The 13282-nt window shown below is 61.1% G+C and carries 13 protein-coding genes; 4 read left to right on the forward strand and 9 right to left on the reverse strand.

Annotation, left to right across the window (positions count from 1 at the left end):
• Positions 1-175: 175 nt before the first annotated feature.
• Positions 176-1015: a 3-deoxy-8-phosphooctulonate synthase gene (gene kdsA, locus WNY80_RS18315; protein WP_342888858.1), complete on the reverse strand. Its 840-nt coding sequence runs from the start codon at positions 1013-1015 to the stop codon at positions 176-178.
• Entirely contained in the window at positions 1012-1905 is an 894-nt protein-coding gene (locus WNY80_RS18320; protein ID WP_342888859.1) for a VOC family protein, read from the reverse strand. Before WNY80_RS18320 ends, kdsA begins: the two co-directional genes overlap by 4 nt.
• A 232-nt stretch (positions 1906-2137) precedes the next feature.
• On the opposite strand from WNY80_RS18320, the gene WNY80_RS18325 reads away from it, so the two are divergent.
• Positions 2138-2953 carry a D-alanyl-D-alanine carboxypeptidase family protein gene (locus tag WNY80_RS18325; RefSeq protein ID WP_342889014.1) on the forward strand — a complete coding sequence of 272 codons (816 nt, stop codon included), beginning with the start codon at positions 2138-2140 and terminating at the stop codon, positions 2951-2953.
• Between the two features lie 70 nt (positions 2954-3023).
• On the opposite strand, the gene WNY80_RS18330 is transcribed toward WNY80_RS18325, so the two are convergent.
• Both WNY80_RS18330 and WNY80_RS18335 read right to left on the reverse strand, forming a co-directional pair.
• Complete coding sequence (locus tag WNY80_RS18330) at positions 3024-3434, reverse strand: hypothetical protein (protein WP_342888860.1); 411 nt, start codon at positions 3432-3434, stop codon at positions 3024-3026.
• Between the two features lie 956 nt (positions 3435-4390).
• A complete protein-coding gene (locus tag WNY80_RS18335; protein WP_342888861.1) occupies positions 4391-5809 on the reverse strand; it encodes a mechanosensitive ion channel family protein in 1419 nt (472 codons plus the stop codon).
• A gap of 287 nt (positions 5810-6096) precedes the next feature.
• Here WNY80_RS18335 and WNY80_RS18340 point away from each other — a divergent pair, with 287 nt between their 5' ends.
• The 3 genes from WNY80_RS18340 to WNY80_RS18350 all read left to right on the forward strand — a co-directional run bounded on the left by WNY80_RS18340 (position 6097) and on the right by WNY80_RS18350 (position 7892).
• A complete protein-coding gene (locus WNY80_RS18340; protein ID WP_342888862.1) occupies positions 6097-6759 on the forward strand; it encodes a hypothetical protein in 663 nt (220 codons plus the stop codon).
• Positions 6760-6996: 237 nt separating this feature from the next.
• Entirely contained in the window at positions 6997-7299 is a 303-nt protein-coding gene (locus WNY80_RS18345) for a hypothetical protein (protein WP_342888863.1), read from the forward strand.
• 284 nt (positions 7300-7583) lie between these two features.
• Positions 7584-7892, forward strand: a complete 309-nt coding sequence (locus WNY80_RS18350; protein WP_342888864.1) for a YdeI/OmpD-associated family protein — start codon at positions 7584-7586, stop codon at positions 7890-7892.
• A gap of 193 nt (positions 7893-8085) precedes the next feature.
• Here the strand turns inward: WNY80_RS18350 and WNY80_RS18355 are convergent, their stop codons facing one another.
• The 5 genes from WNY80_RS18355 to WNY80_RS18375 all read right to left on the reverse strand — a co-directional run bounded on the left by WNY80_RS18355 (position 8086) and on the right by WNY80_RS18375 (position 12945).
• On the reverse strand, positions 8086-9723 hold the full coding sequence (locus tag WNY80_RS18355) for a CTP synthase (RefSeq protein ID WP_342888865.1): 1638 nt from the start codon (positions 9721-9723) through the stop codon (positions 8086-8088).
• A gap of 154 nt (positions 9724-9877) precedes the next feature.
• Positions 9878-10276, reverse strand: a complete 399-nt coding sequence (gene secG, locus WNY80_RS18360) for a preprotein translocase subunit SecG (protein ID WP_342888866.1) — start codon at positions 10274-10276, stop codon at positions 9878-9880.
• A 130-nt stretch (positions 10277-10406) separates the two neighbouring features.
• Entirely contained in the window at positions 10407-11177 is a 771-nt protein-coding gene (gene tpiA / locus WNY80_RS18365; protein ID WP_342888867.1) for a triose-phosphate isomerase, read from the reverse strand.
• 106 nt (positions 11178-11283) lie between these two features.
• On the reverse strand, positions 11284-11745 hold the full coding sequence (locus WNY80_RS18370; RefSeq protein ID WP_342888868.1) for a PilZ domain-containing protein: 462 nt from the start codon (positions 11743-11745) through the stop codon (positions 11284-11286).
• Positions 11746-11889: 144 nt separating this feature from the next.
• The gene (locus WNY80_RS18375; RefSeq protein ID WP_342888869.1) at positions 11890-12945 is read right to left on the reverse strand and encodes a GGDEF domain-containing protein; all 1056 of its coding nucleotides are present in this window, start codon (positions 12943-12945) and stop codon (positions 11890-11892) included.
• Positions 12946-13282 lie beyond the last annotated feature (337 nt).

Consider the following 13282-nt stretch of genomic DNA (forward strand, 5'->3'; position numbering starts at 1 on the left):
CAAGATCGCCTCGGCCTTCGGCCGTGGCGGTGCGGCAACCGCCCAGAAGGAAGAGAGCTGGAGCGAGTTCTGATCCGGTAAATCTCCAAGATACAAGCAAACAGGCCGCCGGGGAAAATCCGGCGGCCTTTTTTGTTTGCCGGCCTGCAGGAGACCCTTCATCAGACGATGAAGCTCAGGCCCGCTTGGCAACCGCATCGAAGGCCATCAGAGTTTCGAGAAGGCGCGGCAGATCCTTGAGCGGAATCATGTTGGGGCCGTCAGACGAGGTGGAATTGTCCGGGTCCTCGTGGGTCTCGATGAAGACCCCGGCTATACCGACGGCAACGGCGGCGCGGGCCAGCGTCTCGACAAAGCGGCGCTCGCCGCCCGATGTCGTTCCCTGCCCGCCGGGCTGCTGCACGGAGTGGGTGGCGTCAAAGATCACCGGCGCGCCCATGTCGGCCATGATCGGCAGCGCCCGCATGTCCGAGACAAGCGTGTTGTAGCCGAAGGAGGCGCCACGCTCGGTCAAGAGCACGTTTGCGTTGCCGGAGCCGGTGATCTTGCCCAGCACGTTCTTCATGTCCCAGGGGGCGAGGAACTGGCCCTTCTTGACGTTGATGACCTTGCCGGTCGCAGCGGCAGCAACCAGGAGATCGGTCTGGCGGCAGAGGAAGGCCGGGATCTGCAGCACATCGACATGGGGAGCGACGATGGCGCATTGCTCCTCGGTGTGGATGTCGGTGAGCACCGGCAGGCCGAGCTTCTCGCGCAGTTCGTCAAACACCGGCATCGCCGCGTCGAGCCCTGCACCGCGGGTGCTCGACAGCGAGGTGCGATTGGCCTTGTCGTAACTCGACTTGTAGACCAGACCTATCCCAAGACGCCCGCACAGCTCCTTGAGGCTACCTGCCATGTCGAAAGCATGATCGCGGGATTCGAACTGGCATGGACCGGCGATCAACGTCAGCGGCCTGGTGTTGTCAAAGACCGTGTTGCCAACCGTAACGCTGGCGTTGGGTTTTGCACTCATCGGATTTCCTCAAAGCAGTAATAGGCGCCCTGGCCCGGCGCGGGATCGACGACAAGCCGGCCAGCCACCTGACGGGCGGTGACGTTGTTTTCCAGCAGCAAGGCTCCGAGCGCCTGCAGGTTCTTGACCTGGTAGACCACGGCGCGGCCGATGAGGCCCCGTTCGCGCGACGGGTCCATGACGCCGAGATGGGTTTCAAGGCCGGCCTTGTTGAAGACGGTGACGGTGGCGCCGTCGAGTTCGACCGACATGCCGAAGGAATTGGCGTCAACCTCGCGATTGCAGGCAAGTTCCTGGATGAAATACTGGAAATCGGTCGGATTGGGTTCGGACAGGATGACTTCGGAAATCCCGACGACACCATTGTGATGGGCGGTCAGCGCCGAGCGGTCGGCGGATGGCACATTGATGCGCTCGACCGCGAAACCGAAGAAATCCGGCGCCCGCAGATCCGAGGCGAAGGACAGCTTGAAGCTTGCTGTCTGTTCCGATCCGTCGGGAAACGCCATCGGCCGGGAGAAGGTGAGCATCTCGCCACCCGACATGCCGAGTTGTGTAAACCGGGCGTGGTCTGCATCGGCGTCCTTCGACCCGACGACAAACGCGCTGAAGCCGTTGTCACCGCGGCGGAAGCGGTAGGCCTGGTCACGGCCGACAAAAACATTGCCCTCCCGTGCCGCCGCTTCGCAGTCCTCGCGCGAGGCAATGGCCAGCGGCTCGAGATAGGTCCCGTCGGCAAAAAACACGCAAGCGTTTTCGGTGCCGAAAGGATGGCGCGCATCGGCGGCGACGATGAAACCGAGATCCGCATGGCGGATCCGCGCGGTATCGAGATCCTCGACCGGAAGCACGAGATGATCGAGAGGACGTGGGGTGCGCGGTGATGGCATCGGTGGGGTTACTCCGTTCGGCTCTCCCTTATCAGCAAGCCCGGATCGGGCGCAACTGCGCCGATGTGGCCAAGCGCCTTGAAGTACGGTGGCGCCCGGGAAAGCCCGCGCACCCTTGCGGGAATCGTGCCCAGACGGTAATTGGTTAACGGGCTGAAAACGGGAGCTGTCTTTGACCGGGCTGATTGCACATGCGTGGCGCCGTTGCCGCTTGATTTTGACTTTGACGTTGGTGACGGCAGCGGTTTCGGCCTGCGCCTCGTCGGGCGGGTCGATCGAGGACAGTATCGCGCCGATTGCGCCGACGACGGAGAAATACGCGGCGATCGTGGTCGATGCCAAGTCCGGCAAGATGCTCTACGGCGCCAATACCAACGAGTTGCGCTATCCCGCCTCGCTGACCAAGATGATGACGCTGTATCTGCTGTTCGAGGCCATGGACGAAGGCCGCGTCAGCCGCTCCGACCTGATCCCGATTTCACGCAATGCCGCCGCACGTCCGCCCTCCAAGCTTGGACTGAAAGCCGGCCAGTCTATCCCGGTCGATACTGCCATCCGGGTGCTTGTGGTCAAATCCGCCAATGATGTGGCCACCGCAACGGCGGAATTCCTCGGCGGCGGCTCGGAAGCCCGTTTCGCCCAGATGATGACGGCGAAAGCGCGCGCGCTCGGCATGAGCCGGACCGTGTTCAAGAATGCTTCGGGGCTGCCCGATCCGGACCAGGTGACGACGGCGACCGACATGGCACGGTTGTCGATCGCGCTCAGGCGCCAGTTCCCGCACTATTACGGCTATTTCGCCCACAAAGAGGTCACTGTGGCGGGGCGGACGATCAAGGGGCACAACAAGGCACTGGAGATGATCCCCGGCGCTGACGGGCTGAAAACCGGCTACACCCGCGCTTCGGGCTTCAACCTTGCCACATCCGTCAATCGCGGCGGCAAATCCGTGGTCGGTGTGGTCATGGGCGAAAAAACATCTGCAATCCGCAACGCGCGGATGGCAGCACTGATGGCGGCCTATGTGAAGAAAGCCAAGGCCAAGTAGCAGCCTGTTTTACAGCCTGTGGCGATGGCCGGTTGCTGGCTTGCGGCGTAGATGGCCAACACCGGCCCGCTTACGGCCCTACACAGGAAATGCCGATTGGCGGTTCTTCCTCGATCTGGACAAAACCGATCTGCAACGGTGCGGTATCGTGCTCGCCGCGCAGCAACCGGATCGCCGCCACGCGTTTGGTCACCTGCGGATCGACCAGATCGATGCGGAAGACCTCGCCATCATCAAAAGCCTGGGCGATATCGACCGGTTCGCCGGGCAGTCCCGGAGCGGTGGTGAACTCACGACCGCCGACGGAAAGAGACACCGAGAACACATTCGGCACCGGCCCGGCGCCGAGAACAATATCGATGCTGGAATCAAATTTCATGTCGGAGCAGGAAATCGACACCGTGGCGTGGGCGGGCGCAGCCCACATCAATGCAAGTGCTGCCGCGGCAACGGGTTTCATGAACTTGGCGCGAATGGGCATGGCCTGATCCTCCTAGGGCGCCCGTTCTCTGCTCGCCGCGGGCGGGTATTGCAGGAAACGATGCGGTCCGAGCCGGGACGCCACACGGAGAGAGTGTCTCAAATTTGCGGTTTCGCGGCAAGGGCGCGACAGCAGACCTGACCGCGGTGCGCAACAGAGTGCGTGCCCGCGCGGAGGACCGCCGGGGTGTGATGACAGGGGACTGATCCGGAGGGCCGCTCGCAGGCTGTGCCGTTCGGAAAATGAAATACAATGGGTGGCGCAGCTTGCGCGCGGCCCGAGCTTCGCCGGATGGTGTCCACACCCGGCAGGCAGTTGCTTGCCGCTTTTTCGCCGCCCGGACACGGGCGACCGTAAGCGACGGGTGGCATCGTCCGGCACGGGCTGGGCCTCGCGTTGACGATCCGGGAACGCCAGGGGCGACGGCGATTGGACGTCACGCCCGTCCCGCATCCGCAAGGCGGCCCGCCACAGGTCCGTCTCCACCCTCACCCTGACAGCCGGCCGGCGCTGGCCGGACACAAGGGGCAAGGATGGCTCCGGTGGCTGGCTTGGCCGATCCTCCAGTTCGGGGGCATCCCGTTCAGGCTGATCCTGCTGCCAGCGGAACCCGCCGGTGCACCGCCTCCTCCATCGTCCCGCCGCACGTTACGGCAAAAACCCGGAGGCCTTCCTCCCGCCTGGACCACAACGTTCGCGGTCCATCCGGCAGCGGGAGCGCCAGGATTATGGCATGGGGTCAGGAGGGTGTGGACAAAATGCGAGGGGAAACCCTGCCCTCACCGGCACTGGACGAACCCGCACGCTTCTGCCAAAAGCCATCCGGGACGCGACTGCCGTTATCTATAGAACGGGGTCGGGCTGTAGATTGACGTCACGCAGCTGCCGCGAGGACACGCCGGCCGTCCTGTAACATCCACATGCCTTCGCCTGTAGCCGGTACCGCCGGGCGCGCCTTACGCGTTTGGTCTCGCCCCGAGTTCGTCCTCGGCGCCGGTCGAGAGCAGATCTGTACCCGGCTCCTGCTGGCGTTCCTCGTCGACCTTCTTGAGCACAGCCTCATCGACCCCGGTGTTGGTGACCGGCGCGGCAGGCGGGACCTCGCTTTCCGCAGCGGCCGGAACGGGCTTCGCAGTGGCTGCTGGCTTGCTGCCGGACAGATGCTCCAGCTCCGGCATGACAGGCATCGCAGCTGCCGTGTCGAAGCGCAGACGATAGATAGGCTCGGGCAGCGCGAAACCGGCGGTCTCCAGTGCGGTCTTGACCGTGCGGATCGCCTCGGAGCGGGCCTTGACGTAATCGGTCTCGGTCTGGTTGATCCAGCCGGACACACCGATGACGACATTGGAATCGCCCACTTTTTCGATCCAGACCCCGGGCTCCGGATTTTTCAGAACAAAATCAAGGCTATCAAGCGTCTGGCGGCAGATGCCGAGCGCGTCGTGCAACTGGCTGTCAGCATCGACGCCGAGCTCGAACGAAAAGCGGCGTTCGGGGTTGCGGGAGTAGTTGACGATGTTGGCCTTGAACACGGTGGCATTGGGGATGCGGATATGGTTGCCGTCGATGTCCATCAGGATGGTGGCGCGCGAGGTGAGCCGGATGACGAAGCCCTGCATGCCTTCCAGCGCAATGAAATCACGCGGCTGGAACGGCTGGCGGACCGACAGCAGGATCGAGGCGATGTAGTTTTCGACCGTGTCCTTGACGGCAAAGCCAATGGCCAGGCCGATGATGCCGACAGCGCCCAGAATGGTGCCGAGCACAGCCGTTGCGCCGAGAATGTCGAGCGCCATCAGCGCACCGAACATGACAAACGCCAGCCAGACGGTCTGGCGCAACAGGTCGGCGATGAAGGCGTTGGGCGTGAGCCAGTCCCAGGGTTGCTTGCGGGTGGTCACGAACCAGCCAAACAATCCGATCAGCACCCAGACAAGACCGGCAACCAGCACCAGCGGCAGGTAATCGAGCGTCTGCTGCATGCGGGTCTCGAAGCGGCCGATGACCGGCTTGAGGCGTTCGCTCACCGCAGTCTGCTCGGTGAGCTCGTTTTCGATGGCGACCACGCCGGCGACGCGGCTGACCAGATCTTCCGCCTTTTGGGCCAGAACCGCTTCCTCGACCTGGCCGTTCAGCGTGACCACGCCGGAACTGACAGAAATGCCGACCTGACCAAGCCCGTCAATTTCGCGAAAGATCTTCTGGATGCGAATGCGGATTTCGGCATCGGCGGTGACCGCGTTTCCGATCTCGATGGTGGGCCCTGCGGGTTCGACGGTTTCCTGTGCGACGGCTGGCATGCCCGAAAGAGCCAGAGCGAAAACAAGCGCGGCAAGGCGCAGGAGGATGTGAGAGAAACTGCTGAGATGCCGCATGATGTCGTCCCGGGCGTTCTGGCCAATGATCTGTCAAGGCACCGCGCCTGATGATGGCCGGTCTCGAAGGGCGAACCTACCCCGATCCCCCGCACGCGGCCAATGTTTTATGGTGCCGGGCCATTCCGCCTCCCGCGCTGTACCGGGTTTGCTGCACGAGGCAGCACAATTTTACGGCTTGCGATGACGGAGGCTCAGGGCATCAGACGGCGCACGCGGTTTGTGGTACCAACGGGCGAGACAGACAGGCAAAGCGGGCGCGGGAGCTCGGGCCCGGAAGGCGGAAGATGAGCAGCAGCAGGACCAGGCAATGGATCAGGGCGGGCATGTTGCTGGCCTTTTACGGCTGCCTGATCATCGGCGGGCGCTGGCTGGGAATGAAAATTGAATCCAGCCTGCAGGTCTCGTCGATTGCGCAGACAGGCATGCCCTATCTCGGAGCGGTGGCTGCCATTCTGCTGGCCTATGTGGTTCTGACCGCGATTCCGTTCGTGCCGGGAACGGAAATCGGGGTGGCCTTGCTGATGGTGTTTGGCGCCAAGGTCGCCGTCATCGTCTACCTGTCGACCATCACGGCGTTGACGCTGTCATTCACACTGGGACGGCTGGTTCCGGAACACAGGCTGGCGGGGTGGCTCAGGCGTCACGGTATTGAACGGGTGGCGGTGCTGATCGAGGCTTTTGCGCGCCTCGGGCCTCATGGCCGAGACCGCTATCTCACCCAGCATGCGCCGCGCTGGCTCAAGCCCTGGCTGGTCAATCACCGGATGATCACGTTCATCGTGCTGATCAACCTGCCGGGCAACACCCTGCTTGGCGGTGGCGGCGGCATTGCGCTGGTCACCGGACTGAGCAAGCTGATGTCGTTTCCGCAGTTCCTGGCCGGCACCTGCCTTGCCGTGGCTCCGGTGCCGATCGCGGTGGTGGCGACGAGCTGGTTCGGCGGCTGACGTTAAGCGCGAATTTTTCGCTAATGTAATCTTTCCGCGCATCGTCTCAAGTCCGGACAATCCCCGATCTCTGGTTCCTCATGCCGGATTGGCGCAATATGGCCGCCTTCGGACAGCCATTGAAGCGCGATGTCCGGGTGGAAAAAATAACGGGGGAATGAAATGCGTGGGATCGGATTTTGCTTTTTTGTTATCGGGGTACTTTGCGTCACCCTTGGCATGTTCTGGGGCATCCAGATGTCCATTTCCGGGGACCATGTGCTGGCGGGTGCCCATGCCCACCTCAATCTGGTCGGATGGGTCACCATGGCGTTGTTTGGCCTGTACTACACGTTGACACCGTCGGCGGCTGCCTCGGTGCTGGCCAAGTTGCACCTGGTGCTGGCGATTGCCGGTGTGGCGGTCATGGTTCCCGGCATCGTTATCGTGCTCAAGGGCGGCAGCGACGCAATGGCTGCGACAGGATCGATGCTGACGGCTGCTTCGATGCTGCTGTTCCTGTACATGGTCATAAGGTACGGGCTCGGCAAGCCGGCCTGAAACCAATGCGCGTCAGGCTCGATTGACCCTGGCGCGCGCCCCCTCTCCAGCAAGACGCTGGGTCAAACAACCCGGGAAGGCTGGATATGACATTACCCGGCGCATTCCGGGTGGAGAGTGCATTTGCAGGCCAATGCACCGGCGCCTGCCTTGCGTAATTCCGCACCGCCGAAGCCTGTCGCGACACACTCAATCCGACACTTCAAGAATGCGACTTTGCTTGCTATTTTGAGGCTCGAAACAGGTCAACATTCAGCGCTCAAGAAATCTGATCGGCAGAATGCATGAAAAAGCAAATATCAGGTGGTCTTGTCCACGAATTACCCATCGACCTGGTTGATGCGCTGACAGAATCAACAGAAGTCACCAATCTCTGGGAGAATTTGACACCAATAGCCCGTAACGAATTCATTTGCTGGGTCGAAGACGCAAAACAGGACAAGACTCGGATACGGCGGATCAAACGAACGGTAGAAGAGCTTCTCGAAGGTCAAAAACGTCCATGCTGTTGGGCAGGCTGCATTCATCGCACCGACAAGAAGCCCAGCAAATGGCAGCAAGCTGTGTTGATTGACAAGAAATCCACCACGTAAAATTCCAAGACCGCCATCAGCAGGAGGGAGTTCCAGTTGCCGCAGAAGCGCGCCCTGGATCGCAAATGTCCCCTTCCCATCTGCTAGGGATATGGAGCGGACCTTTGCGACGTATTTTACTTACAGAAGCCCTTAGGCCGGACATAGTATCACGCACCCTTCTGTCGGCTCCGATCAGCCTGTCAGGCCAGGTCTACACCAGCCGCGACTGCTCGAGTGCTGCCTCGATGAAGCTGGCGAACAGCGGGTGCGGTTCGAGCGGCCTCGACTTGAGTTCGGGGTGATACTGCACGCCGATGAACCACGGATGCACATCCTGCGGATACTCGATGGTTTCGGGCAACAGGCCATCGGGTGATACGCCGGAGAATACCAGGCCGGCCTTTTCCAGCTGTTCCCTGAAGGCAATGTTGACCTCGTAACGATGACGATGGCGCTCGGACACCTCGTTGGAGCCGTAGATGCTCGAGATCAAGGTGCCGGACTTGAGCGGATGCGGATAGGCACCAAGCCGCATGGTGCCACCGAGATCGCCATTGGCGGCGCGCTTTTCAAGCTGGTTGCCCTTGAGCCATTCGGTCATGATACCGACGACGTGGGTGCCCTTCTTGCGGTCAAATTCCGATGACATGGCGTCCTCGATGCCGGCCAGATTGCGCGCCGCATCCAGCACCGCCATCTGCATGCCGTAGCAAATGCCGAAATAGGGAACCTTGCGCTCGCGGGCGAACTTTGCCGCGGCGATCTTGCCTTCAGCGCCGCGCTCGCCAAAGCCGCCGGGGACCAGGATGCCGTTGACCTTTTCCAGCCAGGGCGACGGGTCTTCCTTCTCGAAGATCTCGGATTCGATCCATTCGAGCTTGACCTTGACCCGGTTGGCGATGCCGCCGTGATACAGCGCCTCGATCAGCGATTTGTAGGCGTCTTTCAGGCCGGTGTACTTGCCGACGATGGCGATGGTGACTTCGCCCTCGGGATTGTGGATGCGCTCGGAGACCTTCTCCCAGGCCTGCATGCGCGGCGCCGGTGCCGGATCGATGCCGAAAGCGGCCAGCACCTCGGTGTCGAGGCCTTCCTTGTGGTAGGCGATCGGTACATCGTAGATCGATGGCACATCGAGCGCCTGGATAACCGCGGACGGGCGGACGTTGCAGAATTGCGAAAGCTTGCGGCGTTCTTCCGACGGAATCTCGCGATCGGCGCGGACCAGCAGGATATCGGGCGCGATGCCCATGGCCTGCAGTTCCTTGACCGAGTGCTGGGTCGGCTTGGTCTTGAGCTCACCGGCAGCGGCAATCCACGGCATCAGCGTCAGATGCACGTAGACGGCATTGCCGCGCGGCAGATCATTGCCGAGCTGGCGAATCGCCTCGATGAACGGCATCGCCTCGATATCGCCGACGGTGCCGCCGATCTCGCACAGCACGAAATCATAATTCTCGTTGCCCTCGAGCACGAAGTCCTTGATTTCATTGGTAACGTGCGGAATCACCTGAACCGTGGCGCCGAGATAGTCGCCGCGGCGTTCCTTGTCGATGATGTCCTTGTAGATCCGGCCGGTGGTGATGTTGTCGGATTTCACCGCCGAGCGCCCGGTAAAGCGTTCGTAATGTCCCAGATCAAGGTCGGTTTCGGCACCGTCGTCGGTGACAAACACCTCACCGTGCTGCGTCGGGCTCATGGTGCCCGGATCGACATTGAGATAGGGGTCGAGTTTGCGCAGCCGCACCCGGTAACCACGGGCCTGCAGCAACGCACCAAGGGCGGCCGAGGCAATGCCTTTTCCAAGCGAGGAGACCACGCCGCCGGTTATGAAAACATATCGCGCCATGGGATTGAACCGATACCTTTAGAGAACTGATTCCGCCACCCAAAAATTCCGATGACGCGTTTTAGTGGTGCATAACAGACCAATGGCCCGCAAAACCACATGAAAAAACCGGCGGAGGCTTGGTGCCAACCGCCGGTCAATGAATTTTCAGGCCTTACTGACCGGACGGAACGTCCGAGCCGGAAGTACCCGGAATTTCGGCTGCCGCATCCGCGGCGGGAGTTTCAGACGGCACGGTGGCAGGAGCCGCAGCGCCGCCGAGCTGATCGAGAACGCCCGAGCCGGTGCCTTGCGTCTGGGACGGGATCCGGTCGAGAATGTCGGTCGGGCTGTCGCTGTAGCGGGCGAGAATGCCCAGCGCCAGCGAGGTGATGAAGAAGGCTGCGGCAAGAATGCCGGTGGTTCGCGTCAGCGCATTGGCCGCACCGCGCGCCGACATGAAGCCGGAACCGCCGCCAATGCCAAGTCCCCCGCCTTCGGAGCGCTGAATCAGCACGATGCCGACAAGCGCCAGCACGATCATGAGATGAATGACAATCAAAACGGTTTGCATCGGGTTCTTTCCTGCCCTTCAAGGGCGCAATCTCTGTCCGGTTTGGCGGCTCTTTACACGAGGGCAGCCTGCTTTCCAAGTCCCGTCTGAACGGAACCGCCGCTCAGAGGCGGTCAAAACCTGTCTCTGGTCAGCCCAAAAGGCCACGGCACGCCTTACAGATGGCGAGGAAGTCGGCCGCTTTCAAGCTGGCACCGCCGATCAATGCACCATCGACATGGGGCACTCCCAGAAGCTCGGCAGCATTGTCGGGCTTGACCGAGCCGCCATAGAGAAGCCGCATATGGGCCCCCTCGCCTGCAAAGCGGTTTTGCATCTCGGCGCGGATGAAGGCATGGGCCTCGGAGACGTCGGCGACGGTAGGCGTCAGGCCGGTGCCAATGGCCCAGACCGGCTCGTAGGCAATCACGGTGTCAACCGCGGTTGCGCCATCAGGGACAGAACCCGCAAGCTGCTGGCCCAGAACCTTGAGCGTGTCTCCGGCCTTGCGCTCGGCCTCGGTCTCGCCGATGCAGATGATGCGGGTGAGACCGGCAGCCTTCGCGGCTTCGGCCTTGGCGCGCACTGTCTCGTTGCTCTCGCCATGCAGGGTGCGGCGCTCGGAATGGCCGACGAGCACGTGAGTGCCCAGGCAATCGGCGATCATCGCGGCCGAAATATCGCCGGTATAGGCGCCGCTCTGCTTTTCATGGCAGTCCTGCGCGCCGATGGACAGCGGGGTGTGCTCGGCAACCGCGGTGCCGACATAGAGAAGGGTTGCCGGCGGGCAGATCAGCGCGTCGATCTTGTCGGTGAGATCCGGGCCCAGGCCTTCGGCCATCGCCTTGAGTTCGGCAAGGTTTTCGCGCGTGCCGTTCATCTTCCAGTTGCCGGCCACAAGCGGGCGAATGTCAGGTGTCATCAGGATTCTCCGGTCCGATTGTCATGCAGCGGGCTTAGCAGACCGGGTATGATTTGCAAATGCGACGCAGGCTGAAGGCCGCGAGCAAAGCGGGCCGCATCTGTTGCTATTTTTTCGAAACCGGAAGGATACGATTGTAGCGGCCGGTGTCTTTCGGGCTCAAACGCCGGTTTCGGCCGGGCTCGAGCCGGGCGATGGCCTTGACGATGCCGTCGGTCAGTTCCCGGTCGAACTTGACGCCGATTATGAAAGATCCGACGCGCCGGATCTTGCCGGTGCAATGGATGTCCGCCCATGGGATGTAGATGTGGCAATTCTCGTGGATGATATCGAACAGGGAATCACCGGGCGCGCCACCTTCCAGGTCGGCCCAGGGCATCTTGTCATTGGAAAACAGACATCCTGTGACCGACAGGTTCACGATGACACCTGTGAGCGCAATGAAGTGTTTGCCGTCCTTGAAGACCAGTTCGACAATGCCCGGGCAATGGGCGCCATAGCGGATATCGGAACTGCGATAGTAGATGTCGCCATCCTGATCGGCCGTACTCTTGGCGCGTGAAGCCATGCCGCGTTACTCTCTCTGCAAACAAAGGTGCATTGCCCAACCTAATTAGCACCTGTGAATAAAGCGTAACCTTATCGAACAGACTTACTGCCAGGATTCCTGCACCAATGCCTGCCTGAGGCGCTGGACAACCGTTTCTCCGGATCAGCGATTGAAACGCAACATCTTCTTCAGCTTCAACTTCGTATCAAAGGCCTTGACCTGGTTGCGCCCGGCATCCTTCGCCACGTAAAGCGCCATATCCGCATTGCTGTACAGCTCTTCCGCATCGGCGGCATCACTTGCCATGCACAGACCCAAGGTGATGGTGATACGGCCGCAATCGAGACCCTCGTAGTGGTTTTTCAACGAGGTTCTTTCAACGATAAGCCGGACGCGGTCAGCAATTCCCCTGGCGATATCCAGGCTGGCGTCCTCAAGGATTATCGCGAACTCCTCGCCGCCGGTCCGGGCAACGAAGGCGTCCTCGCTGAGGGCGCTTTTCATCACTTTTGCAACCACGCTCAACACTCGGTCGCCAACCTGGTGACCGTAGGTGTCGTTGAACATCTTGAAATGATCAATGTCGGCAATCAGCAAGGCATGACGCGCGGCGCTTAGCTTGTCCCTGTAGACAACGGACAGCCGGTCATCAAAGGCACGCCGGTTGGAAAGCCCGGTGATAGGATCAACGGTGGCGAGACGCTTGTATTCTTCGAGTTCAGATTTGACCTGGGCCATTTCACTGGCGCGATCGACCATCTGACGCACGATGGCTTCGGCCTTTTCCAGAGTATCCCCGGTTGCGGAGGCGAGAACCTGAACCAGCGCATCGAGAGCGTCCGAACCGGACGCTGCCTGGCCGGACATGCGCGAAGATGTATCACCGAGCAAATCCGAATACCGCTGGCGCGTGGCCTGATCCTGCCTGAACAAGCGGATCATGCCCTTCATCTCGTCGGAAATGCGTTCGCGGGTTTCCTCGACAACCTTTACGCCGTGATGATGCGGCAGAAACTTCATGCCGATGTCATCAAGCTGTGACTGGGTCGGCCGGACGCCAAGCGCTCCGTATTCCCGGATAAAGGCAGAATCGGAAGTATTGAGAAATTCGTACACCAACGCGTAATTGCGCGGCAGCGAGGAGATGCCCTGCTCCCGCATCTTCGTGATCACCGTTGCTGCGGGATCGATGCTTTCGACAATCTGCGACTGTATCACGACACGGTTTACCTGAGAGATCACGATATTGCGGATCCACATCTAGCGATACATGTGTTGAGATTTCTCTAACCATAATCGAGCCACTGCCGCGCATGCCCGAAACATGGTTGCTTCGATCCATTGAAAGCGGGGCTTTACTGCATATCTGCAAGGCGGCAGAGACGTTCCGGACAGGCCACACCGCATCGGGCGGGTTGCATGATTGTGATCTCCCCGCCGGCCCGTATCCGGTGCATTGGCGGGCGGGCGCTGCCATAGCGTCACCGGCGCTTCATGGCTCGCAAATCGTCCGGCGCGCACTTCATTTCGCCTCTGGTTTGGTCTAAAGGGTCGG

Origin of the sequence: Hoeflea sp. AS16 (assembly GCF_038900095.1) — a bacterium.
In the GTDB taxonomy this organism is placed as follows: Bacteria; Pseudomonadota; Alphaproteobacteria; order Rhizobiales; family Rhizobiaceae; genus Hoeflea.

Coding starts and splice junctions, on each gene's coding strand:
- kdsA (WP_342888858.1), bottom strand. CDS start 1,015: ATGAGTGCAAAACCCAACGCCAGCGTTACGGTTGGCAACACGGTCTTT.
- WNY80_RS18320 (WP_342888859.1), bottom strand. CDS start 1,905: ATGCCATCACCGCGCACCCCACGTCCTCTCGATCATCTCGTGCTTCCG.
- WNY80_RS18330 (WP_342888860.1), bottom strand. CDS start 3,434: ATGCCCATTCGCGCCAAGTTCATGAAACCCGTTGCCGCGGCAGCACTT.
- WNY80_RS18335 (WP_342888861.1), bottom strand. CDS start 5,809: ATGCGGCATCTCAGCAGTTTCTCTCACATCCTCCTGCGCCTTGCCGCG.
- WNY80_RS18340 (WP_342888862.1), top strand. CDS start 6,097: ATGAGCAGCAGCAGGACCAGGCAATGGATCAGGGCGGGCATGTTGCTG.
- WNY80_RS18345 (WP_342888863.1), top strand. CDS start 6,997: ATGTCCATTTCCGGGGACCATGTGCTGGCGGGTGCCCATGCCCACCTC.
- WNY80_RS18350 (WP_342888864.1), top strand. CDS start 7,584: ATGAAAAAGCAAATATCAGGTGGTCTTGTCCACGAATTACCCATCGAC.
- WNY80_RS18355 (WP_342888865.1), bottom strand. CDS start 9,723: ATGGCGCGATATGTTTTCATAACCGGCGGCGTGGTCTCCTCGCTTGGA.
- secG (WP_342888866.1), bottom strand. CDS start 10,276: ATGCAAACCGTTTTGATTGTCATTCATCTCATGATCGTGCTGGCGCTT.
- tpiA (WP_342888867.1), bottom strand. CDS start 11,177: ATGACACCTGACATTCGCCCGCTTGTGGCCGGCAACTGGAAGATGAAC.
- WNY80_RS18370 (WP_342888868.1), bottom strand. CDS start 11,745: ATGGCTTCACGCGCCAAGAGTACGGCCGATCAGGATGGCGACATCTAC.